The organism is Nostoc sp. NZL (assembly GCF_015714705.1).
GTDB classification, from domain to species: Bacteria; Cyanobacteriota; Cyanobacteriia; order Cyanobacteriales; family Nostocaceae; genus Nostoc; species Nostoc foliaceum_A.
In genome coordinates this window covers 24,457-49,727 of the sequence record NZ_WBKL01000127.1, presented here as the reverse complement: position 1 = coordinate 49,727, position 25,271 = coordinate 24,457, and the positions used below count along the sequence as shown (strand labels likewise).

The window sequence follows — 25,271 nt, the reverse complement described above, 5'->3', positions numbered from 1 at the left end:
TATACTAAATTAACCAGTGTAATGAAAGCCACAACACTACTTAAATTAATAAGTACACTGATTTTGCACTTAAATCAGGATTATTACCAGCTTTATTTATACTAAATTCTTTGTTTGATTAGGGCCTTGTTAAGTTTAATATCGGGTATGCCGCCCACTAGGCTGGTTGGCAAAATAACTGTTTTCAGGCGGATGAGCGACAGATTAAATTAAATTTTTACAGCTTCGAGAAAAGGTTGAAATACCGAAACTAATTCAGGACGACTAACCACAAGGGTAGGAAAAGAGCGATCGCTATAATCTTCTCCCGCTGACAACGGAAACGGCTCTGACTTAAGCGATAACCAGACCCCACCAGCAGCCTGGACAATTACCCAAGCGCCCGCTAAGTCCCAAACTTTTGGTGTCGCTTCAATACCACCTAGAGTAGCCCCAGTAGCAACTGTCAAAAAGTTATAGCTAGCCACACCCAACATGCGGATTTTGCAGGGAAAGCCGTTTTTGATAGCTGCGGTGCTACGAGAACAGAGGTTAAAAAAGTGATTGTTGCTGGGACTATCTATACTAGTGTGGATGGGGTGGTGGTTGAGAAATGCTCCTGTTGGCGTTGCTAAACCAGATGAACCTGCCCAGAAACCATGAAAAGCTTGATTCAAGGTAGGCGCGTAAATATAACCGAAAATGGGTGTACCTCGATACAGTAAACCCAGAGATATTGTCCAGAGGGGAATGCCGCGTGTAAAGTTGGTTGTACCGTCTAGAGGATCAATTACCCAGCACCACTCAGTACCGGGAAATGACTGATCGCTCTCTTCGCTCAAAATGCCGTAACCAGAGAAAGTAGAAGCGATCGCATCCCGAATTTCCTGATCTGCCCATTTATCTGCTTGCGTCACCAAACTACCATCAGCTTTTTGGGAAGCCTGTACTTGCCCAAAATCTTGCATTAGCTGCTTGCCCACTCTAGTAGTGGTAGTTTGGGCAAAATCAAGAATTGTTGTCCAAAAATCATTCATTGGTTAATTCTGGCGCAAAGGCTTTCCTGAGCGACGATTAGGTAGATTAGGGTTGGTTTAAATTTCTAGTTTAGTCTAAATCGCTTTCCAAAACCGCAGCGATCGCTTGCTTGGTACTTGTTTGAAATTCTGTGACGTTCACCCGATTGAGAAACCAAATCGACAGCACCATTCCCACTGCTTCTAGGGCAAATACCAGCCCATAGGCTAGTTCTAGGCTTGGTAGCAGCTTGCGTCCAATATCCAAAACTGTACCTCCGATTACTACCGCCACACCTCTAGAGAGGGACTGCGCTAATCCCCATGCTCCAATAAATGTACCTGCGGCTTCCGCTGCTGTGAGATCCAACATCAAGCTAATTGCTGCCGTAGTTAAGAAACCTGTGGCTAAACCGAACAAGACTAAACCTAGTTTGAGAACCGCTGCATTAGCTGTAAATCCTGAGATGCCTAACAATATTGCACAGAATGCTACCAACATACAGCCTAGACGTGCAGTTCTGCGCTTACCTAATCGCGGCACTATGAAAAAGCCCGTAACGCCGTAGGCAATCAGTAGACCCGTTCCATAAAAAATATTTAATTTGGTACTTTCCGCTAGGGGCATACCAAAAACTTGACCCGCATAAGGTTCCAAAATCGGGTCTTGCATAAACAAACTGATGGTCATCACCAATAAAAAGGTGAAGAATACACCTGTTTGTGGGCTAGCTGTCAAGATTTTCCAAGCATTGCCTAGAGTAATGCTATCTTCCCGGTTCACCAGTGTGGAACGGGTTAAGTATTGAGAGTACTTTTTTTCTACGCCAAATGTCGCTGTGATCGCTAAACCAAATACAATTGCTGGGACGATAGTAAATAGCCGATTGATGGCTGGCTGCAAGGTTTCTACAGTTGCTTCTGGCGTTAACTGTTTCAGCAAGCTGGCACTAATAATCGCGCCAACAATAATCCCCACCATTAGCATCGACCAAACCACACCGACTACTTTAGAACGGTTATCTTCTTCAGATATATCCACCAACAAAGCAGCAAAAGCAGTACCGCTAGCACAAATTCCTAGACCGTATACAGCGAAAACTAAAGCCAAAAGTGCTGTCCAGCCGATTGTTTGGGTTGTCCATACCCAAGTACCTGCACTATTTCCAGCAAGATTCATCTGCCACATTACTTGTACCGCTAAAAATGCTGCGATCGCAAATATTGCCGCCCCTACCCAGACATAAGCTGTGCGGTGGTATCCCCATAACGGCTTGGCATCGGAAATCTGTCCAAACCACACACGCGAAGGAGCAACAAATAAAGGCAGTGCTAGAACTACTGATACCAGCGTCGCCGGAATTGCTATTTCTTGAATCATGACTCTGTTGAGTACCCCCAGAGTCAAAATGGACATCATGCTCAATCCCATCTGAAATAAACCCAGCCGGAACATGGTCAGCAGGTTTACCCTTGGCACAGATAGGGATTTTGTTTTGGTATCAAATACTTCACCGCTTGCCATAGCTACTTTTTGTATAGTTTATAGGATTTAATCTCTCTCTCTTTAAATAAAGATAAACCCTACCCGCTCAAAATCAGCGAACGAAAAATGGAAGTTGCGATGGCTTCGCCCGCCACAGGCATCGCAGTTATTTAGCAAGCAGTTCTACTCCTCGATTAGCATAAGCTTCAGCCGAGTTAGGATTAATTTTTATGGCTTGGTCGTAATCCGCGATCGGATAACGAGAGAATTTTAGGATGAAGTAGTGAAACGAGATTCCATTTACTATCAAATTTTTAAGCGCTTTCCTGGGTTACTCTTTGAACTGGTTGATAATCCTCCTCTGCAAGGGCAAAACTATCGATTTGAATCAGTTGAAGTCAAAGAAACCGCTTTTCGCATCGATGGTGTGTTTTTACCTCCAGAGGATGCAACATCCAGGGTAATCTTTTTTGCTGAAGTTCAATTCCAAAGAGATGAAGCTCTTTACCATCGGTTCTTTACCTAGTCGCTGATGTACCTGAACCGGAATCGTTTTCAGTACGATGACTGGTTCTGTGTGGTCATTTTTTCATCACGCTCTCTAGAACCAAGGGATCAAAAAACTCATCGAATATTTCTCAACAGCGATCAAGTGCAGCGAATCTATTTAGATGAGTTAGGCGCGACTAATCAGCAGCCAATAGGTATCAATTTGATGCAGTTGACTCTAGTTGATGCAGTTGACTCTAGCATCGGATGAAGTGATGGCAGAGCAAGCAAAGCAATTGATTGAGCGGGTAAAATTAGAGGAAACGGACACACTGCCGAAAAACCAAATACCAGACATCATAACCACAATCGCCGTTTATAAGTTTTCGACCTTGAGTAGAGAGGAAGTTGAAGCTATGCTGGGATTGACTTTGGAGCAAACAAGAGTTTATCAGGAAGCGAAAGCCGAGGGTCGAGAAGAACAGAAAGCTGAGATGTTGAAACTTACGGTACCTCTATTACTACAAGCAGGGATGAGTATGGAGCAGATTGCTCAACATCTCAATGTTGATATAGAAGCTGTACAGATTGCTGCACAGTCAGGCACATAGAATGGACATTTCGTGTCTGTTGTCATATTTTTGCAAAATGAGGAGAGCTTGATTAAAATCCTCAATTGCCTTTTTATGGTATCTAGAGCGATCACGCCAAAATATAACAGATTAAGATATGCCTATTTGAGATTCAGAAGTTGAAGCAGATTTTGAAGCTTAAAATTATTCCAACTCAGAGCTACTGAAGTTTCAATAGTTAAATTTCCTTGTTGAAGGTTAATCATCAAAGCAGAACCATTTTCAAGACTATGGACAAAGACTTATCACAACATTGAGCAGGAACTAGCTAAAAAATAGCGATCGCGCTCCAGCATTATTGAAAACACAGTGATTGTACCAGTGAGGATGGAAATGTTTCAGGATATTTACTGGCATGGTTCGCCATAAGAAGTCTTTAATCTATGGATTAGTTTAATAAGCGATCCAGAAGTAATTCTTCGAGAAACTCTGACTATAGGTGCTTACTAGAGTTATGGTATTGTGATTTAACTTTTTCGGACACAATCAAGCCACATAAAAATATCAATATTAAAATGTGGTTTTAACTACGCTATTCCATTGAATTAGTAAGATAAACTTGCCTTATGTATGTCATCAAACTACTTACCTTCATCTAGTAACCAAAAAGGCATAAGCAATGAGTAAAGAACCAGTCAAAGTAATCTTATGGGAAGAAAATCAAAAAGATTTTCTAAAAAAGTTCTACGATCTCCAATTTATTCCCAGAGTAGGAGAGGAAGTTTACCTAAAAAAAGAGAAATGGAAAGTAACCAGAGTTGAGCATGATGTAGAAATTAGTGAGATTAATGTCTACATGGAATTAATCAAAAAAGCCAAGCAGGATAAATCATCTAATTCTTAAATACAAGTAAATACACTCAACTATTATTAAAGGGAGGCTAATAGCCTCCCTTAATTCTGGCAATAGATATATTGTCAGGTGTAATTTGTCAATTTTTATGCAAGTTGCGATGTCTACGACGGGCTACACCTACGCACAACTAGAGTTGCGGCGAAATGCTGGCGATCGCACCGTATTTTGTCTATAACGATACACTATAAAAGTAAAGAAATGTAAATAAATTAAATTTTGCAACCGTGGAAAACATCACATTGGGGCAAAATGGCCCAGTTGTTACACCCTTGTGCATAGGCACTTGGGCTTGGGGTGATAAACTATTCTGGAATTATGGCGATCGCTACGGTCCAGAACAGTTACAAGAAGCATTTACCGCAGCTTTAGAAGCTGGGATTACGTTCTTTGATACTGCCGAAATCTACGGAATGGGAAAGAGCGAGGAATTTTTAGGGCAATTTCTGCAACAGACACAACAACCTATACAAATCGCTACAAAATTTGGCCCCGTACCGTGGCGATTTACAGCCCAATCTGTCTCGGATGCTTTAACAGAAAGTCTCAAACGCCTACAACTTGAGCGGATCGCACTGTACCAAGTGCATTGGCCTTTTGCCTTCTTTTTAAGTCAACAAACTTTGATGAATGCCTTAGCGGATGAAGTGAAGCGGGGCAGAATTGCGGCAGTCGGTGTGAGTAATTACTCAGCAGAGCAAATGCGAGACGCGCATCAAATATTGGCAGCCCGTGGAGTGCCTTTAGCTGTAAACCAAGTCCGTTATTCTTTACTCAGTCGCCAAATTGAAAGCAAAGGTATTTTGGCAACTGCGCGTGAGTTGGGTGTGACTATCTTGGCATATAGTCCTTTAGCACAGGGATTACTCACAGGTAAGTACAGTATTGATAGTGCTGAAATCCCCACTGGTGCTAGAAAAATAGACCCGCGATTTAAGAAAGAAGGTTTGGAAAAAATTGCCCCAGTCATCTCTTTGCTACGCAGCTTCGGGGAAAAATACGATCGCACTCCTGCTCAAGTTGCTCTGAACTGGTTAATTGCTCAGGGGAATGTTATTCCCATTGCTGGGGTGAAGACAGCCGAACATGTGCGTCAGAATTCTGGCGCTTTAGGCTGGAGATTGGGCGACCATGAAATTGGAGAGTTAGAACTAGTTAGTCGTCCTTGGCTGTAGTGTTTTTGAACTACTCAAACACAGTAGGCCAAATTTCTGACACTACTAGCTCCCAACCTGGTAGTGTCAGTTTGTCTTTGTCGTACAAAACTATGGTTCTTGGTTGAGCCGATAAACTGTGAGCCAAAAAGCCAAAAAGCCAAAAAGTCAAGAGCCAAAGTCAAAATATTGACTCCTAACTCTCAACTCTCCAATTTTATATTTGGATTTTGGATTGAAGAAAAAATCTAAAATCCAAAATTGATTAACTTCCAACTCTTGACTAAGAAGCTGATTCTCTAGCTGTAGGTGAACCTATCTTTTTACTAGGGGATGCAGAAGACTCGTGCCCACTTGTCCGCAGTTTTGGCTTGGGAGAAGAATGTCTTTCTTCACCATTATTACTATCTGATTTCCATGCAGAACGGGGGCGATCGCTGGAAGATTCGCGACGTTTGCCGAGTCTTGGTTTGGGAGCGGAGGATTCCTCTTGAGGAATTTCCACGTCTGAACTCAACCAAGCGGGACGAGTTTGATCGTAAGCGATTTGCAGTGCAGCTGCGGCGATCGCTTGAGCATCGTATTCTTCAATTAGTTCACTGACAATTGGTAAGAATGAAGCTAAACGCTCACCTGTCAAAGCTTCCCGCACCTGTTCTTGCAGTTTCAGGATGTGCCGCGCTTCAATTTGTGCGCGTGTGGGAATGGTCAGCAATTGCCAGCTTTGACGGTTATGACGTTCAAATGTTTGCTGTTTGCGCCGCTCAAATGGTTGTACTAAAGAAATTGCTGTTCCTTCTTTACCAGCACGACCAGTACGACCAATGCGATGGACGTAAGTTTCTACGCTATCGGGTAAGTCGAAGTTGATTACATGGGAGAGTTGATCGACATCTAGTCCTCGTGCTGCGATATCAGTTGCTACAACCCAGCGGACTTGACGATTACGGAATCTGACTAATAACCGTTCCCGCGCTTGTTGAGACAAGTCACCGTGGTATTCATCTACACTATGACCAGCCCCTTGTAATTGACTGGTAAGTTCTGCGGCTGTGCGTCTGGTGCGGACAAAGATTAAAGCTGTTTCTGGATCTTCCATTTCCAGAATTGGCTGTAAAGCTTTGGCTTTTGTCCAGTGGCGGGGGATCAAGTAAGCTACCTGATTGATTTTGTTGGGAGCGGCTTTTGGCTGCTCAACGGTGACAGTTGCAGGTGATCGCAAGAACTTGTTCACCAACATCCGAATCGATGGTGGCATTGTTGCCGAGAATAAAGCTGTTTGGCGATCTACGGGCGCTTGTGAGAGGATTTTGATCACATCGTCGATAAAGCCCATGCTCAACATTTCATCAGCTTCATCCAACACAAACCACTTCACTTGATCGAGCTTTAAACAGCCGCGATCGAGCAAATCGATTACGCGTCCGGGAGTACCCACGACCATGTGAACGCCACGTTTGAGTTGTAACATTTGACGGTCGATTGATTGACCACCGTAGATTGCTAACACTCGCAATCCTTCATTACCGATAAATTGCGCGATCGCATCGTGAACTTGCATTGCTAATTCACGAGTTGGTGTTAAAACTATGGCTTGAACGGCTCTTTGATTAATATCCAGCCGCTCTAAAATTGGCAGTGAAAATGCTGCCGTTTTGCCTGTTCCTGTTTGAGATTGACCTACTACATCACGACCAGACAGCAATTGGGGAATTGCTTGCACTTGAATGTTAGTGGGTTCGGTAAAACCGATTTTTTCTAGTTGTTCGACACGTTCTTGGGAAATGCCTAATTCTTGAAATGAAAGAGTCATTAATTCGTCCTAAATTTTATGTAAGGATTTTGGATTAGTCATTAGTCATTAGTCATTAGTTATTAGTCATTAGTCATTAGCCATTAGTCATTAGTGAGCTAAGGGCGGTAGCGAAGCCTCAACTCTTGGAGAGGCTATGCCAACAAGTCCGCCAACGTTTCAGGTAAACCCTCATGAAAACTGCTATTAATGCAGCATTGACCTTAGTATAAGGATGAATCTGTAAGGGTCATTTAACAAAGGACAAAGGACAAAAGACAAATGACAACTTAGTTATTGACTACTTGACCATAGAGGTCGTATGTATCAGCGTGGTGAATCGCTATTGGCACGATGGTTCCTAACTTTGCCTGGCCTTTGACATACACCAGACCATCAACCTCTGGGGAAAATCTACCTGAACGACCTATTAATTCACCACTTTCAGGATTTTCTTGCTCAATCAGGACATCGACTATTTTGCCTACTTCCTGTTGATTTTTCTTTTGAGAAATCGGTTGCTGGAGTTCCATCAGTTGGTATCGGCGATCATCCATCACCTCTTGGGGCAACTGATTTGGTAGCTTATAAGCTGGGGTTCCTTCCTCAGGGGAAAAGGTGAAGACGCCAACATGATCGAATTCATGCCGCTGAACGAACTCTAGTAGATGCTCAAAATGCTCGTTTGTTTCTCCTGGGAAACCAACAATAAATGTTGTCCGCAGTACGGCTGTTGGTAGCGCCGTCTTGATGCGATCTATAATCCCATCATTTACCCGCCCTTGCCAAGGACGGTTCATGGCGCGGAGAATATCTGGATGAGAATGTTGCAAGGGCAAATCCAGATAAGGTAAAACGTTTGGTGTTTCTTGGATGGCCGCTATCACATCTGGGGTTAGTCCCGTGGGATAAGCGTAATGCATTCTGATCCACGGTATATCTACTTTCCCCAAAGCGCGAAGTAATTCCGCTAATTTTGGCTTACCGTAAATATCCAAACCATAATTAGTAGTGATTTGGGAAATTAGAATAATTTCCTTTACCCCTTGACTAACTAACTGCTCTGCTTCGGCGACTATAGATTCAATAGTACGCGATCGCTGGTTCCCTCGAAGATGAGGAATGATACAAAATGCACAACGATAATCACATCCTTCTGCAACCCGTAGGTAAGCTACGCCCTCGGTTGTAGTGCGGTAGCGCGGTGTAGTTTCGTCGGCAATGTAGGTTGGTTCGATACTAACCTGTTTGACCCGCTCGCCTTGTTCTACACGCTCAATTACATTTACAATTTTGTGATAATCGCCAGTACCCACAACGGCTACTGCTTCGGGCAACTCCTCCAAAAGTTGTTCTTGGAAGTGTTGCGCCATACAGCCAGTGATTACGATCTTTTTATTTGCCTCTGCCAGTTCTACCAAAGTTCTGACAGATTCTTGCCGGGCTGCTTCAATAAAACTACAAGTATTAACAATAACGTAATCTGCTAACTCTTCATTTGTATCTACACCGTAGCCTGCTTCTACGAGCATTCCCAGCATGTGTTCGGTATCAATTCGGTTTTTCTCGCAGCCCAGGTGAGAAATGGCAATTGTTGGCTTATCACCCATATTTTGAAAATATCTTCATTTTTTTTCTTCTTGTAGTCAAACATTCTGGCGCTAACTTCGCTTTTTTGCTATCAGCATCCTCATGAAAACAGTGCAGTGGCAAATTCCTACTGTCAGTAACTGTCCGTGGACTCATAACCCTATCAATAAATAAAAATAGAGGTCATGTTATGATATTCCTATCAATCTGTTCCCCAGGGTAAATTGAAGTGTCTTTGGGTACATTTGACACTTGTAATCTTTTTTAACAATTCGCCTATTGGTATTTTACATTACCGCAGCGTGTGCGTTGTTAATCTACCCATCGGGAAGCCGCCCAAAGGGCTTGTTGTGAGAAGTCGCTACCCTCAGGGAAATCGACGAAAGCGACTACGCCTATAAAGCAGTAATGCTACCCTGGCGATTGGCAAGTCCTACGACTGGGCGCGGACAAGACGCCTAAACCACGGAAAGCTGCCTTGCGTCTAGTGAGTGGCAAACTCCTCTTGTAGCCAAGTTTTATCTTAACATATCTTATGGGAGGTTTGAGGCCAATTTCCATCTGAGGAAGGAGGCAATAAACCGACTATCATAAAACACATTTGACTAGTTAATGAAAACTCAAGAGTCAAGGGTCATACAGTCAATAGTCAAAAAATTCTAGACTCTGGACTCCGCGAGGCGGATTAAAGACGTGGACTTATATCAATTATTTAAAACTCGCTCACCGATTATTGGCGTGGTTCACCTGCTACCACTGCCGACCTCACCTCGTTGGGGAGGTAGCCTAAAAGCGGTGATTGACCGCGCCGAACAAGAAGCAGCAGCCCTTGCCAGTGGAGGGGTTGACGGTCTGATTGTGGAGAATTTTTTCGACGCGCCGTTTACCAAAAACCAAGTCGATCCAGTAGTTGTGAGTGCCATGACCATTGTGGTACAGCGGATACAAAATTTGGTGACTTTGCCTGTAGGCTTAAATGTTTTGCGAAACGACGCTAAAAGTGCGATGGCGATCGCTAGCTGTGTACAAGCACAATTCATCCGCGTCAACGTTCTCACAGGGGTGATGGCAACCGACCAAGGATTAATTGAGGGAGAAGCCCATCAACTGCTCCGCTATCGACGGGAGTTAGGCTGCGATGTTAAAATCCTGGCCGATGTGTTGGTGAAGCACGCCCGTCCTTTGAGTTCTCCAAATCTCACAGTCGCCGTGAAAGACACCATTGAAAGGGGTTTAGCAGACGGGGTAATTTTGTCAGGCTGGGCTACTGGTAGTCCACCTAACTTAGAAGATTTGGAACTAGCTTGTAGCGCAGCAGATGGCACGCCAGTGTTCATCGGTAGTGGGGCCAATTGGGAAAATATTGATACATTGATGCAGGCAGCAGATGGTGTCATAGTTTCCAGTTCCTTGAAACGTCACGGACGTATAGAGCAACCAATTGATCCAATTCGTGTCAGTCAATTTGTGGAAGTCGCGCGTCGCAATTGGAACTCCAAAGGTGAAAGCAAATCAGCAGAACAAGTGAAATTACATTCTTAAATGGGGCATGAGGTATGGGGAAAAATTACTAATGCCCAATGCCCAATACCCAGTGCCCAATGCCCAATGCCCATTAACTAATAACAGTTTATGATTCGCCGCCGTTCTACTCCTTGGATTCATAAATGGTCACGTCCATTGATTGCCGCGATCGCTGGATGTGGTGCCCTGATAACAGGTTATCTCGCCATAGAAAAGTTAACAGGAGGCAGTGCAGCTTGTGTGGCACAGGCTGGTGTCAAGGGCTGTAATGATGTACTTTCCAGCCCTTGGGCAACGGTTTTTGGTCAGCCATTAGCTTTGTTTGGGTTTTTGGCATACACCAGTATGGCGATATTTGCTTTGGCTCCCTTGGTATTTAACTCAGGGGACAACAATAGTCGCAAGCAATTGGAAAATTGGACGTGGTGGCTGTTGCTGGTGGGTGCGATCGCTATGTCTGTCTTTAGCGGCTACTTAATGTATGTGCTGGCATCTCAAATCAAAGCTATTTGTCCTTACTGTATTGGTTCAGCTTTGTTCTCCCTCAGTCTTTTGGTACTGACGATTATCGGTCGGACTTGGGAGGATATTGGACAAATCTTCTTTACCGCCCTAATTGTGGGGATGGTAACGCTGATTGGCACTTTAGGCGTCTATGCTGGCGTGAATCAATCAGATGTTACACCTGGAACTCCAGGACAACCCGTAAAAATTACCTTTACTCCCAAGGAAAACCCTAACCCAGCTTTCGGTTGGAAAGTTACCACTACTTCTGGTGAGGCGGAAATAGCTTTAGCACGCCATCTGGCGAAGGTAGGGGCAAAGGAATACAGTGCTTACTGGTGTCCTCACTGCCATGAACAAAAGCTGCTTTTTGGTAAAGAAGCCGAGCCAATAATCAACAATGATATTAAGGTAGAGTGCGCTCCTGATGGCCTCAAAGCTCAACCAGAATTGTGTAAAGCCGCAAAAATCGAAGGCTTCCCCACTTGGATCATCAATGGTAAAAGCTATAGCGGAGTCCAAAACTTAGAGGAACTAGCGAAAGTTTCTGGTTACACAGGCCCTCGTAACTTCAAGTATTTTAAGTAATTGTCTTGAGTCAGCCTCAGCGGCAGTTCCCAATAATTGTGAAGGCTACACCGACCTAGCGGTATGGTGTGGTTCACACCCCATAGTCAACTGGATGAATACAGCAAAGTCTTTTTCCAGTTGGCTTTTTTGTTTTTGGCAATAGATAATAGGTATTGTCCAATATGCAATTATCAATTTTCCTGAGGCTTTTTTTATCCGCAAATATTTTAAGCGCAAGGAAATTCATCAAGTATATTTACTCTAAATATAATGTATAGTTTAATTTCTTTTTACGGCGCTTGGGAGCTACCTTGGGATGTAATCATGTCAGAGCCAAACCCAAAGGTGTGTCTATTGGAAGTTCCCGTAATTCTCAATAAAATACCTAATTGATCAAAAATGTGCGAGTTTAATAAGTAAGCTTTACCAGACAAGGCTTTGGGCGTTAAATTTCCTGAACTCACTTTCAATAATATTTATACTTAACTTGTGCTGATAGCCACAAAAGTCCCATTTGCTGTTTGGTCAGATAATTGGCCTCAATATATGGTAATACATCACAAATACCACAATGTGTTAAATAACCTTGCTGATTTGAAAAAACTCTTAGAAACTCTATTTAGCTCCCGCTTGAGCTATGTTAGTCCGATAGTTAATAGCTATAGGAAATAGAGAATATTTCTCCCCACTAGGTAATGGGAATGAATCAGCAGCTAGGCAAGCGTTTTGTGAAGTTAATCTTTGGACTGAAACAATCGCTTAGTCGAGGACACAGAGAATTGATTGCTGCCATCAGTGTTGCAGTCTGTGTCCTGCTTTTGCACTCCATTGGATTATTGCAATCTTTGGAGTTGGCAGCTTTGGATCAGTTTTTTCGCTTACGTCCAAATGAACCTCCAGAAGAGCGTATTACTCTCGTAGTGATTGATGAGGCCTATTTAGACGAAGTAGGGTCGTGGCCGATTCCAGATACGAAGATTGCCCAGTTGTTGCAAAAATTAAACATCTACAAACCCCGTGCTATTGGCTTAGATATCTACCGAAATTTGCCAGTAGAGCCTGGTAATCAAGAACTACGTAATGCTTATAAGTCGATACCCAACTTGATTGGTATTGAACTCCTGGCAAATGACAAAAATAAAAACATTAGTGTTTCACCTCCACCGGAACTGAATCAGGATCAAGTGGGCTTTAACAACGTGCTGTATGATCTTGATGGTAAAGTGCGTCGCAGCTTGTTGTACTGGCACATTAAAAGTCAGTTACACGAAAGTTTTGCTCTGAAGTTGGCTTTATTGTATTTAAAGTCAAACGGAATTACTCCCACCAAAGCAAAAAACAACCCTGAGTATTTGCAATTGGGTAAGGCAGCATTTACTCGTTTTGAGGCTAATGATGGTGCTTATGTGGGAGCAGATTCCAGAGGATACCAAATTTTGACCAATTTTCCCAAACCCAAATGTCAAAGTTTATCTGGAGAATTGTGTAGTTTTCGCCAAGTATCGATGAGAGATGTACTGGCAGATAAAGTCAATGAAAACTTAATCAAAGATCGGATTATACTTATTGGCTCCACTGGACCCAGTCTCCAGGATTTTGTATTCATCCCATACTCCAGCAGTCTAATGGGTACGGCAAAGCCTGTCCCTGGTATTCAACTGCAAGCTTATTTTATCAGTGAGTTAATCTCTGCTGCTCTGCAAGGACGACCTTTACTCAAGGTCTGGCCTGACTTAGTGGAAGACTTGTGGATTTTTATCTGGTCTTATCTGGGAGCTGTGACAACATGGCGGGTACGACACGCAACTAGGAACCTCCTCAGCATTTTAGTTTCTTGCTTTGTATTGACCCTGAGTTCATACCTTGCTTTCTTGTATGGTTGGTGGATACCGCTTATTCCCTCACTGTTTAGCTTTGGTAGTTCAGCTATTTGGATGACCAGTCATATTGCCCACATGCAGGAAGAGTGGAAACGTTCCAAAGAATTTTTGCATCACGTAATCAACACAATTCCTGATCCAATTTTTGTGAAAAATGAACAACACCAGTGGATTGTTTTAAATGAGGCGTATTGTCGATTTATTGGTTATCCGAATAAGTTGTTAATTGAAAAGTCAGACTATGATTTTTTCCCTAAACATGAAGCCGATATGTTTCGACAACAGGACGATCTTGTGTTCCGAACTCAGCAACCCCAGGAACATGAAGAAGAATTTACAAATGCAGATGGTCAGACTCATCAGATTGCCACTAAGCGATCGCTCCATAAAGACTCGGCTGGCAATTTCTTTTTAGTTGGAGTCATCCGAGATATTACTCAGCGCAAGCTCATGGAAGAACAGCTTAAACGTACTGCTGCTGAACTATTCCGCTCTAACAATGAATTAAAACTCAAAGAAGACCACTTACGTTACTTAGCATATCACGACCCCCTCACTGGTCTATCCAATCGCAAATTTTTTGCCGAACAACTTTACGAGTCGTTAAATTGGGCACAACACAACAACTTGTTGCTGGGGCTGCTGTTTATTGATTTAGATGGTTTTAAGCAAGTCAATGATACTCTGGGGCACGAGACCGGCGATCGCTTGCTAATGACTATTGCCGGACGACTCAGCAACTCTTTACGCGCTAGTGATACAGTTTCTCGCTTGGGTGGCGATGAATTTACTGTGATTTTACGGGCAATTCCTAATGTCCAAATAGCTGCTAAAGTCGCCGAAAAGATCTTAAGTAGTATTACCAAGCCAATTGTTTTGGACGGGTATGCAATCCGAGTCTCTGCCAGTATTGGCATTAGTGTCTACCCATACAACAGTCTAGACAGTGAAACTTTGATGAAACAAGCAGATGCAGCAATGTACCGTGCCAAGCGCCTAGGTAAAAATCGCTACGAGTTTGCTTAATTAGTCAAGAGTCAAGTCTCCAGATTTTTTTACTTTAGTCACAATTTTTACCTTCAAACTAGGGATGTGGACTGGAGATACATCCAAGGCACTATCTTGAAAAAGTATGGCGCATATGATGCGAACTGGTTTTTTAGGCAAGATAGAGACTTAGTAAGGCTTTTTTACCTGAAGACTAAACCTAAGAACACAACTAAGAAAGGTATGAGTCATCAGAGGTAATTAGTAAATTAATTATTATTGTAAATATTTTTACTATCATAAATTGTACTTATACTTAGTCGGTTTATTACGCTATTTCATAATTCTAAAGTTTTTAAAATCCTTATTATACGGTAATTACGTTGTTTTATCTTTATATATCTTTACTATAATTAGTTTTTAAATATACAATTAAACAAGGATTATTTAATATTTTCCTGAATTATTAGCCAGTAAACATAGTGTTTATACTTAAAAGTATTAAAATATTATTAATAAATAGTGACTTAGACAAAATGCTTAAAGCAATTAATCAACATATCTAACTTTAGGCTGATGTAAAAACGGCTTATTAAGAATACCACTTAAGTATATAGACTATTTAATGCCAACAGATAAAGCTTAATATACAAGCTTTTCCCATAATTACTTGTACACTACCAGCAATAATTAAATTAATTGAATAAAGTTATTTTTCAATAAAGTCAGTAAATATACGGCAGGAAATAAAAAAGCGTTTTTAAATGAAAAAATAGTAAATTTACTGAAAGCCATGAAGACTAACTTCCGAATCACAAAGCTTATAATATTCTGTATAGGTGCTTACATACTATTACCGAAAGTTGCTGCTAGCACAGGTATATTCAATAGTGCAAGTGCTAATACTTTTCACCCTACTAGCAATACCTTAATTGCCCGCAAAGACAATTCTCAAAATTTAAAAGACATGTATATCCCACCGAATTATGGTGGTCCCGACAGTCAGCATGGTAGCGGCACCCGCTGATAGCAATTTTGGATTTTAGATTGTGGTACAGCAGCGGGATGAAGCAGCTCATGTTTTGGACACCACATTCATTCGGGTCTCCCCTTGAGAGAAGACCAGAGTGGTTCAGGTTTCCGTCGATAGCGTCATCCCTTGAAAGATTAGGGCGATGACCCAGTATTAGCGAGTCATAGAGCGTCATACCCCTACCCTTAAAGCTTGCTACGTGCAGCAGCGACCACAGGAGAAGGGATTAAAAACTTTTATTAAAAGCCTGTTCTGGAAACTTCAATCAAGACAATAGCGGAGATTTCCACCAATGATGTGTTTGTATAAGTGTGTGGACTTGCCAATTTGGGTCTGGTTGAGGATAATCTAAACGGTAGTGTCCGCCTCGGCTTTCGGTTCTAAAAGCAGCACTTTTAAGAATTAAATCAGCCACATCTAATAAATTGCGGGTTTCTGCCCAAAGTGCCAATTGCCGTTCAACATCTGGTAGGTCAAAACTAGCTGGTTCTGCGGGACGTAAAGCAAGCAAGAATTGACTTAAAGGCAAGAGAGCAAAATCTTGCTGCCAAGATTCGATAGTAGCGATCGCAGTTTCCAACCTTGATTGTTCTCGACAAATACCAGCACTTTCCCACACTAGGCGTGGTAACTTTTCCCTAAGTACTTCTAGCTGTGCTTGCTGGATTTGCCACTCACTAGCATCAGCACTAAATTTCCGTAATGGCAGCATTGGTGTTTCTGACGGCAGCCCAATATTTTCCAACTCAATATTAGCCATCTGGGCCCCAAACACAATACATTCCAACAGAGAATTACTGGCAAGGCGATTCGCTCCGTGCACCCCAGTACTAGCGGTTTCACCCACCGCGTACAAACCGGAGATATTTGTGCGATTCATTAGATCCGCGACAATCCCACCCATCCAGTAATGGGCAGCAGGGGCCACAGGAATTGGTTCATGGAAGACATCAATGCCCCAATGCTGACAAACTTTGATGATATTGGGAAAGCGGTGACGAATCTTGTCGGCGGGGATGGGGCGCATATCCAACCACACATGGGCAGTGGCCAAATCAAGGGCGGTACGTTGTAAATGGCTGAAAATTGCTCTACTGACCACATCCCTGGGTGCGAGTTCACCCGCAGGGTGGTAATCAAAGGCAAAACGCCGCCCTTCGTTATCGACAAGGTGTGCCCCCTCGCCGCGTACAGCTTCGCTAATGAGAAAGCGATCGGCACCAGGTTTAGTGAGAGCAGTGGGGTGAAATTGCACAAATTCCAAATCGCGGAGGATAGCCCCAGCACGAGCTGCGATCGCTACTCCATCACCCGTACTCACAGCCGGGTTAGTAGTTTGGGCAAATACCTGACCGCCACCGCCAGTTGCCAGTACCACAGCACCAGCCCTTACCCATGTAATTTCACCTTGATAAAACAGGCTTATTCCCTGACAGCGCCCAGTTTCGGGTTCGATCCACAAACTCAAAGCTAAAGCTTGCTGAATGACTTGAATATTCTGGCGGCGTAATACTTGGGTAGTGAGGGTGGTGGTAACTTCCCTCCCTGTGGTGTCAGCTGCGTGGAGAACGCGGTTGCGAGAATGGGCAGCTTCTAAAGTTAAAGCTAAAGTTTGACCATGACGGTCAAAAGCTACCCCCAAGTTAACTAGGGATTGAATACAGTTCGGAGCATGTTGGGCGAGAAATTCTACAGCAGTGCGATCGCACAAACCTGCACCTGCCCGGATCGTATCTTCAATGTGTAGCGTGGGAGAATCTTCCGGGGCAACCGCTGCGGCAATGCCACCTTGCGCCCAATCACTGGCGGACAAAGCAACGGTTTCTTTGGTAATCAAACCGACTTGCAGGGACTGTGGTAGACACAATGCTGTGTATAGTCCAGCGGCACCAGCGCCGACTACTAAGACATCAAATTGGCTAGGAATATCTATCTGAGGCAAGGTAATGGGGGAGTTAGAAGTGAGGAGTTAGAAGTGAGGAGTTAGAAGTGAGGAGTTAATAAAGTCATAACTCCTAACTCATAACTCCTAACTCATATCATGTCCCAATCCCTAGAATTAGGAGTGGGCTGCTATTTGCTACGTTAATTGCAACGTGCAATTATCTGTAGATGCCGTTGTTAAAGCGATCATCTCCCTCGTTGAAAGCAGGCTCTAGTTCTGTCACGGTGAACTTATCCAAGTTGGCTTGCAGGGTTTGTTTCTGGCGATCGCTCAATCCTGGAAGATCCAATACATCCTCTACTTTTTGGTAGGGAGCATTTGTGATGATTTTCTTCGCCAGGGTGGGATAAAGCCCTGGATACTGTTGAAAAGCTCGGACGTTGGTATTATTCAAATCAATTTTTTTACCAAATTCCGTTCCTAGCTTCGCATCTGCCCGATTTTGCCGCTCAATTGCCAGAATTGGGACTTGAGGAAAAGCAAAACTGTTGAAACTAGCAGCTTGGGCTATCTGAGTTGTTCCCAGCCATCCCCAGCAACTAAGTAACAAACTAAACACTGTTAATAAACGCGCCAATCCTTTCACGATTTTCTACCTCTTTCCATCAAACAGAAATAAACGTTTTAAGCTAACAGCCGTCAGCAGTCATTAGTCATTAGTCAGAGCGCCAAAGACAAAGGACAAAACCTGATAGCTTAATCAACACAGCAGTCATCAGAAACTAATATACAGCGTATTAATATCCACAATATTTACCGTTACTAGGTTTGACTGTACTTTTGCCAAAATTTTTCATCATGGTAAGAGTGCCTGCATAACTGCAATAGGCTTTTATCCATGATCCTGGTAGCATTCCCTGCTAGAGGAAATCTTTTCAGGGTAGCTGATTCTACTTCCCAAGCATACACAAAACCGTGCGATGTCTAATACCGAAAACCCTAGCAAAAAGACTTGATGGTGATAGGCGATGATGTAATATTTCTTAACAAATTAATTATCTACAGCATCATTCTTGATGTGCCGTAGACTGGGCTGGAAAAAGTTGCGGTCAGAGAAGCCTGCACGATAATTACAACCTCCGGACTCCTGCCTTCTTCACGCTGCGATCGCAGCTAACAAAAATAGGCTGTCTACCAAAATTGTGCTTAAAACTGCGCCACTAAAGGCATACCAGTGTCTTTGCTTTAGACTTAAAGGTAAAATTCCGACTGTCAACAGGACTAAGGCGAGAACTATAGCCCAACTTTGTCCCCAAGGCGCTTGCACTTGCATGAGAGCATTTTGCAATATTTGTGGTGCGCCATCTGCATCTACTCTCATAATTTGCCGCCAATAGGGCATCAAGTCTGCTAAATAAAAATATACGTCGGTTAAGACTGTACCTAGTAAAGAACCTAAATAAAACCAGTTACCCACCTTGCCCCAATTCTTCGCCAAACACCAGCAAGCAAACGGTAATCCTATAGACTCCACTGGCAGATGCCATACAGGTTCCCAACGTAACCAGCCCCAGTAAATCGCTCCTGCTAACCAACTCCAGCTAAATCCTAAAAGCAAATCCCCCCATACATAAGTTGCAGGACGTGACATTAAGGTAAAACTTAGCCATACCCAAAACGCTGCCAGCGCTAAACTGAGACTTGGTAGCGATCGCACTATTGGCGCTTCTACAAATACTGGTACTGTTACCAAAAACACCGCCGCCGCAAACACTAACCAAGTTTGTCGGGCAGAAATAGATAAGGGAAGAGAAGGAGAAGAGGAAAGTGTAGATTCCAATTGCCTGATACCATTCTGCCCAGTATCAGCTAAATCCAACTCGGTATCAATAGAAGGGGTAGAAGCAGTGTAGGAGGACAGTGTATTATTAATCAAAGTTTTTAATATTTGTTACTAAACTTTATCTTATTTAAGATATCACATTTTAAAATCCCCCCCTAGGGCATTGTAATTATACTGAAATTTCAGGGAGCACTGGCGTAAACTAAACAAAACATTCTGCGCCAGACTAATTCCCTAAATTTGCACTATGTACAGAACTCCTCTGTAGTTCCTTGTAAATGAAAGACTACAGAGAGGTGAGGAGTGCAATTTAAAGGTTAAAAAGTGAATAGCATCAGTCTGCTAAATATTAAAGTTTGATGAATTATCAAAATTTCGTTGACTTATTGAGGTGGGTGTAAGAACATGGCCAGCGTCTTCGATGATGTTATTAATCAGTAAAGTTAAATTTTCTACAGGATTGGGTGCAGTGGAGAGTATATAAAGCAACATCATCAACTAAACAATGATGTCTATAACAAGAAAAAGGTACTAATTACATATGGAGTTTATTCAAGCTTTTATTTTGGGTATTGTTCAAGGTATTACAGAGTTTCTGCCAATTAGCAGCACTGCACATCTTCTGATTGTGACAAAGGTATTTGGTTGGAAAGAACTAGGTTCTAAAGATTTTGTTGATGCAATTCAATTTGGTAGCGTTATAGCAATTCTGGGATATTTTTGGTCGCTTATTTATAGTATTGTCAAAGGTGGGATCGAAGCACTAAAAGAGAAAGACTGGCAACGTGAAGAATGGAGAATTCTTGTAGGTATTTTAGTAGGAACAATGCCTGCTTTAATTGTCGGTTTTCTTTTGAAAGATATTCTTCCAGAGAGTGCATTAATTATTGCCATTATGTCAATTATTATGGCGCTTTTACTAGGTTTAGCAGAAAAAATTGGCACTCGTAAGCGAGATTTTAATTCATTGCAAATTCGGGATGGTATTTTAGTTGGATTAGGACAAACCCTTGCTTTAATTCCGGGCGTTTCTCGTTCTGGGTCGACGTTGACAACTGCCTTATTTTTAGGATTAGAACGGGATACAGCGGCGAAATTCTCATTTCTGTTAGGGTTTCCAACTCTTACCATTGCTACGCTCTATAAAAGTTTGAAAATCTTCAAGTTATTTCAAGCCCAACAGTTACCAGATAACATTGTTGGACTGTTAATTGTAGGGATTATTTCAACGTTTATTTTTTCCTACCTATCAATTGCATTCTTGATCAAGTACCTACAAACTAAAAACACTTTGGTTTTTGTTTGGTATAGATTAGCATTCGGCAGTGCTATTTTAGCTGCGATCGCAGCAGGTTGGAAAGGATAATTCCATAATAGTCATTAGTCATTGGTCATTAGTCCAAAGTAAATGACTAATGCCCGATGCCCCATACCCTGTTTAGCCAATCCCCCATGACTACCATTAATCCTGCTCTAATTACCAAGGTTCTTCCAGACTCAATAGCCGCAGAGATTGGCTTTGAGGCTGGTGATGCGATCGTTGCTATCAATGGTACACGTCCCCGCGATTTAATTGACTATCAGTTTTTGTGTGCTGATGAAGTTTTGGAATTAGAAGTTTTAGACGCTGCTGGTAAAACTCATAGCCTGGAAATCGAAAAAGATTACGACCAAGACTTAGGGCTAGAATTTGAAACTGCCCTATTTGATGGCTTAATTCAGTGCAACAACCGCTGTCCATTTTGCTTTATCGACCAACAGCCACCAGGTAAGCGCACCAGTTTGTACTTAAAAGATGATGATTACCGTCTAAGCTTTTTGTACGGTTCTTATCTTACCCTCACCAATTTGCCAGAAAGAGAATGGCAGCGGATTGAGCAAATGCGCTTGTCTCCGTTGTATGTTTCTGTTCATGCGACGGAGCCTGAAGTAAGAATTAGACTGCTGAAAAATCCGCGTGCGGGGCAAATCTTGCAACAACTCAAGTGGTTTCAAGAAAGACGACTACAGATTCATGCTCAAGTAGTAGTTTGTCCTGGTATAAATGATGGCAAACATCTGGAACAAACTCTCAAAGATTTAGCGTCCTTTCATACTGGTGAAGTGCCTGCGGTGGCATCCGTGGCAGTTGTGCCAGTTGGGTTGACACGGTTTCGTCCTTCAGAAGACGAACTCATACCCGTAACTAGAGAAAAAGCAAAAGAAGTAATTTCACAAGTGCAAATGCTCTCGCGGCAATTTCGCCAACAATTTGCTTCTAGCGTTGTTTGGTTAGCCGACGAGTGGTTTTTGATTGCAGGTGAGGAATTACCCAGCGAATCTGAATATGAAGAATATCCCCAAATTGATAATGGAGTTGGTTCGATTCAATTATTTATCAAGCAATTTGCTACTGTTGCGGCAGAATTACTACCGCCAAAAGTATATCCTCAAAGAAAGTTCACTTGGATAGTAGGCAACGCCGTAGAAAAAGCATTTCAACCTATTTTGGAACGCTTAAATTTTGTTGAAGGTTTAGAAGTCAATATGCGGGCTTTATGTAGTGATTATTGGGGACAAACCATCAGTGTAACCGGATTACTAACTGGTCATGATTTGCTTTTAAATTTAGAAGGGCAAGATTTAGGCGATGGCATTTTGCTACCGAATGTCATGTTAAAAAATGGTGAATTAGTGTTTTTAGATGATATGAGTATTGAGGAATTATCCGGTAGACTAAATACAAAAATTTTCCCAGTAGCAGGAGTTGAAGATTTAATAAAAACATGCATTTCCAATTTTGCTCAATTTTAGTTATCAAAGATCAGTTGTTTTTCGGAGGTAATTTATTGTTAAGCTAGATGATAAATAAGAAGTAATACTTAATAGATAACCCACTGAGGAGTCAGTAGTGAAGAATCAGGAAAAAATTCATAAAAAGGCAAGTTCACAAATAAAAAAAGCCGGATTCTTCATTTTAAGTTTTAATTTTTTAATTCTAAATAGTTTTCGTATTTTGCCAGTAACGGCGGCGACTGAAGAACCTGTATTGAGCGTAGTACATAGCCAAGAAAATGCGAGTCAATGGACAGGGATAACTGACCGCTTACAGGCAATAGGAGTGAAATATTGTGTAATTCCTCTAACTGATGTCAAGAGTGGGGCAGATTGGGGCGATCGCCGGGTATTATTTTTGCCAAACGTCGAGACATTAACGCCAACCCAAGCGATCGCTCTAGAAGAATGGATGAGTAAGGGAGGGCGCTTGATTGCCAGCGGCCCTGTAGGTAGTCTTTCATCCCCAGGAGTGCGCCAGTTATTGCGATCGCTCTTGGGAGGTTATTGGGGATTTAGCCTCAGTGATACAGAACAGATCAAGCCCACAAAAACCAAGATCCCAGAATGGGCAAATCAAACTGAACTCTTTGGCAAAGTGCGCGGCGGCGTTGTGATTCCTAATGATATGGGCACTCAATCTCCTGCTGTGTGGAATTCAAAAGATAATCCTGCCGCAGTAGTGACGACTGAGCGTTCCACTTTTTTGGGCTGGCGTTGGGGAACAGATACAGCTTCAGCAGCTGGGTTAGATAATGCCTGGTTAAAAGCTGCTATCAATCACTATTTGACAGCACCAGCACCATCGAATCGCATGAAAAAAATAGCAGGAGGTTCGCCAAACTGTTCTACAAAGGTGGCGGCTGCACCAAGGCAGCAGGCGGGCAATTCATCTCCCTCATCTCCTCCTCTTAAAACTGCCACTGCTCCCATACCAAGAGCACTTCCTACAGTCAAACCCCCAATTTCCCAAGAGGCTATTGACCAGTTGGAACAAGCAGTGCGTTTAGATGTTGCACCCAACTCCAATGAGCCGATTGACAACAACCAAGCGATCGCTCTCCAGCAAGAGCTAGAAAATCTGATTGGTCGCGTGGAAAGCGCTCATCTAGCGGTGTCAGCGGATGCGGCTAACGAAGGCGTTAGGATATCTGAAGAAAAGCAGTCCTCTAGGCATCTGGACACCTACACCTCCCAATCTGTCAAGGAGCAGCCAATGCAATTAGCCTCAACTAAATTGGGGGGGCTAGCCATCAGTAAAGACCAAGCCTTGGCACAGGTAAGGGTAATTTCCAGAAACTTACCCCAATTGATTGCACAAAAAAATTACGCTCTGGCTCGTCAGCAGTGGTTAGTAGCGAAGACGATTTTGTGGCAGCAGTTTCCTGTTGATCAGAGACTGGCTCAACCAGAAATCCGGTCAGTTTGGTTAGATAGAGGGACCATTGTTCGTGCTGGTAACAAGGCGGGGCTAGCCCAGATTTTTGATCGCCTAGCCCAAGCTGGGATTAATACTGTCTTCTTTGAAACTGTTAACGCTGGCTATACCATTTATCCGAGCCAAGTAGCAAAAGAGCAAAACCCATTAATTCGTGGGTGGGACGCACTGGAAGATGCAGTGAAATTAGCCCATGAGCGCGACATGGAATTACACGCTTGGGTTTGGACTTTTGCTGCTGGTAACCAACGCCACAATCAGATTATCAACGTTAATCCTGATTATCCAGGGCCAGTACTGGCGGCTCATCCCGATTGGGCAAACTACGATAACCTTGGCAACATGATTCCCGTTGGTCAGAGCAAGCCATTCTTTGACCCAGCCAACCCCGAAGTGCGGCAGTACTTACTCAAGCTATACGAGGAAATCGTTACTCGCTATGACGTGGATGGTCTACAGCTAGACTACATTCGCTACCCCTTTCAAGATCCATCAGCAGGCCGAATCTACGGCTATGGCAAAGCTGCAAGAGCACAGTTTCAGCAGCTTACTGGTGTAGATCCGATAAATATTTCTCCCAGTCAACCAGAACTGTGGCAAAAGTGGACGACATTTCGCACCGAGCAAGTTGATAGCTTTGTCGCCCAAGTATCACAGCAGTTGCGACAAAAACGACCGAATTTGATTTTATCGGTTGCAGTATTTCCTTTACCGGAACTAGAGCGAATTCAGAAAATTCAACAAAACTGGGAAACTTGGGCAAGGCGGGGGGATGTAGATTTAATTGTTCCCATGACTTATGCTCTGGATACTTCCCGCTTCCAACGTCTAGCCCAACCTTGGATCGCCTCTAAACAATTGGGAGCTACATTGTTAGTGCCAGGAATTCGCTTACTTTCTTTGCCAACTGTTGGAACATTCGATCAACTCCAGTTGGTAAGAGACTTGCCCGTTAGTGGTTATGCTCTCTTTGCCGCAGAGAATTTTAACAACGAGCTACAAAAACTCTTTATTAGCACCCAAGGTAGGGTTCAATCCACAACATCCACTAAAAGTGAACCTATTCCTCACCGCCAGCCTTTTCAAACTGCCGCTATCCGTTACACCGCGCTGCAACGGGAATGGAAATTTGTTTTCCAAAATGACCAACTACAAAGACCTGCTCAGAAAATATCAGATTTTAACAACCAGGCAGAAGTTTTACGCAGTGCTTTAAATCAGCTTGCTGCTTCTCCTTCTCCTAGTAAGTTACTAGTGGCAAAAGCCTCTCTAACTCGGTTCCAGTCTCAATTTCGGGTATTGATGAGCCAAGAGCTTAAGTCAAATTCCTATCAAGTCAAAGTTTGGGAAAATCGGCTTGTAACTATAGAAAGGCTATTACGTTACGGCGAACGGCGGGTGCAGTTACGTCCTTAGTGAAGAAGCAAGGAGTAGAGGAGTAGAGGAGCAGAGAGGCATAGGAGTAGAAGAAAAATAAAAATTCCTCATGCCCTCAACTAGCTGGATATAAGCTAGTTTGTAATTCTTAACACAGTTTGTGCTGTATTTACATGCCAAATATTACTACTTGTTTGGCGTCAAAATATTAGAAAATACTTAAGTAAGGAGTTTTAGATAACTATATTTTTAATAATAGCTATCGGAAAAATCCATGCAAGCCTTACCTCAACTTCTAAGGTTATAAAGCCTAGGGTAAACAATTGACTGTTAGCCGCGGATGGTTGTGCCGGAAACATTACTATTAGATGCGATCACACTGATGGCACTACGGTTTAAGAGTGTCTTGTTTTCTTTATGTTTAC

The 25,271-nt window shown here is 42.8% G+C and carries 16 protein-coding genes and 1 pseudogene; 9 read left to right on the top strand and 8 right to left on the bottom strand.

Translation table 11 applies throughout. The features are described from left to right. Positions 1-209: 209 nt before the first annotated feature. The 3 genes from F8R90_RS18260 to F8R90_RS18250 form a co-directional block, all read right to left on the bottom strand. Positions 210-1,016: an inositol monophosphatase family protein gene (locus F8R90_RS18260; RefSeq protein ID WP_196511897.1), complete on the bottom strand. Its 807-nt coding sequence runs from the start codon at positions 1,014-1,016 to the stop codon at positions 210-212. A 70-nt stretch (positions 1,017-1,086) separates the two neighbouring features. Further along, a complete protein-coding gene (locus F8R90_RS18255) occupies positions 1,087-2,520 on the bottom strand; it encodes a BCD family MFS transporter (protein ID WP_196511896.1) in 1,434 nt (477 codons plus the stop codon). A 127-nt stretch (positions 2,521-2,647) separates the two neighbouring features. Beyond that, a complete protein-coding gene (locus F8R90_RS18250) occupies positions 2,648-2,791 on the bottom strand; it encodes a tetratricopeptide repeat protein (protein WP_196511895.1) in 144 nt (47 codons plus the stop codon). On the opposite strand from F8R90_RS18250, the pseudogene F8R90_RS18245 reads away from it, so the two are divergent. The 3 genes and pseudogenes from F8R90_RS18245 (at position 2,765) to F8R90_RS18235 (ending at position 5,630) form a co-directional block, all read left to right on the top strand. Beyond that, positions 2,765-3,581 (top strand): annotated as a pseudogene (locus F8R90_RS18245) (Rpn family recombination-promoting nuclease/putative transposase). The gene F8R90_RS18250 and the pseudogene F8R90_RS18245 overlap by 27 nt on opposite strands. 640 nt (positions 3,582-4,221) lie before the next feature. Next, positions 4,222-4,446, top strand: a complete 225-nt coding sequence (locus F8R90_RS18240; protein WP_196511894.1) for a hypothetical protein — start codon at positions 4,222-4,224, stop codon at positions 4,444-4,446. Between the two features lie 236 nt (positions 4,447-4,682). Next, positions 4,683-5,630 carry an aldo/keto reductase gene (locus tag F8R90_RS18235; RefSeq protein WP_196511893.1) on the top strand — a complete coding sequence of 316 codons (948 nt, stop codon included), beginning with the start codon at positions 4,683-4,685 and terminating at the stop codon, positions 5,628-5,630. 262 nt (positions 5,631-5,892) lie between these two features. On the opposite strand, the gene F8R90_RS18230 is transcribed toward F8R90_RS18235, so the two are convergent. Beyond that, positions 5,893-7,422 (bottom strand): DEAD/DEAH box helicase, encoded by a 1,530-nt coding sequence (locus tag F8R90_RS18230; RefSeq protein WP_196511892.1) that lies wholly within the window; start codon positions 7,420-7,422, stop codon positions 5,893-5,895. Positions 7,423-7,691: 269 nt separating this feature from the next. Next, a complete protein-coding gene (gene rimO, locus F8R90_RS18225) occupies positions 7,692-9,011 on the bottom strand; it encodes a 30S ribosomal protein S12 methylthiotransferase RimO (RefSeq protein ID WP_196511891.1) in 1,320 nt (439 codons plus the stop codon). A gap of 673 nt (positions 9,012-9,684) precedes the next feature. Here rimO and btpA point away from each other — a divergent pair. The 3 genes from btpA (at position 9,685) to F8R90_RS18210 (ending at position 14,495) form a co-directional block, all read left to right on the top strand. Continuing rightward, a complete protein-coding gene (gene btpA, locus F8R90_RS18220) occupies positions 9,685-10,533 on the top strand; it encodes a photosystem I biogenesis protein BtpA (RefSeq protein WP_196511890.1) in 849 nt (282 codons plus the stop codon). Between the two features lie 90 nt (positions 10,534-10,623). Then, entirely contained in the window at positions 10,624-11,607 is a 984-nt protein-coding gene (locus F8R90_RS18215) for a vitamin K epoxide reductase family protein (RefSeq protein ID WP_196511889.1), read from the top strand. A gap of 683 nt (positions 11,608-12,290) precedes the next feature. Beyond that, a complete protein-coding gene (locus tag F8R90_RS18210; protein ID WP_196511888.1) occupies positions 12,291-14,495 on the top strand; it encodes a CHASE2 domain-containing protein in 2,205 nt (734 codons plus the stop codon). Between the two features lie 1,259 nt (positions 14,496-15,754). On the opposite strand, the gene nadB is transcribed toward F8R90_RS18210, so the two are convergent. The 3 genes from nadB to F8R90_RS18195 form a co-directional block, all read right to left on the bottom strand. Then, positions 15,755-17,431, bottom strand: coding sequence for an L-aspartate oxidase (nadB, locus tag F8R90_RS18205; protein ID WP_196511887.1), 1,677 nt, complete (start codon positions 17,429-17,431; stop codon positions 15,755-15,757). 160 nt (positions 17,432-17,591) lie between these two features. Beyond that, positions 17,592-18,020 (bottom strand): photosystem II complex extrinsic protein PsbU, encoded by a 429-nt coding sequence (gene psbU / locus F8R90_RS18200; protein WP_109011385.1) that lies wholly within the window; start codon positions 18,018-18,020, stop codon positions 17,592-17,594. A 510-nt stretch (positions 18,021-18,530) separates the two neighbouring features. Continuing rightward, positions 18,531-19,310 carry a DUF3120 domain-containing protein gene (locus F8R90_RS18195; protein WP_196511886.1) on the bottom strand — a complete coding sequence of 260 codons (780 nt, stop codon included), beginning with the start codon at positions 19,308-19,310 and terminating at the stop codon, positions 18,531-18,533. A gap of 448 nt (positions 19,311-19,758) precedes the next feature. On the opposite strand from F8R90_RS18195, the gene F8R90_RS18190 reads away from it, so the two are divergent. The 3 genes from F8R90_RS18190 (at position 19,759) to F8R90_RS18180 (ending at position 24,885) form a co-directional block, all read left to right on the top strand. Then, positions 19,759-20,583: an undecaprenyl-diphosphate phosphatase gene (locus F8R90_RS18190; protein WP_196511885.1), complete on the top strand. Its 825-nt coding sequence runs from the start codon at positions 19,759-19,761 to the stop codon at positions 20,581-20,583. A gap of 86 nt (positions 20,584-20,669) precedes the next feature. After that, positions 20,670-22,010 (top strand): TIGR03279 family radical SAM protein, encoded by a 1,341-nt coding sequence (locus F8R90_RS18185; protein WP_196511905.1) that lies wholly within the window; start codon positions 20,670-20,672, stop codon positions 22,008-22,010. Between the two features lie 97 nt (positions 22,011-22,107). Further along, positions 22,108-24,885: a family 10 glycosylhydrolase gene (locus F8R90_RS18180; RefSeq protein WP_196511884.1), complete on the top strand. Its 2,778-nt coding sequence runs from the start codon at positions 22,108-22,110 to the stop codon at positions 24,883-24,885. The last annotated feature ends 386 nt before the right edge of the window (positions 24,886-25,271 follow it).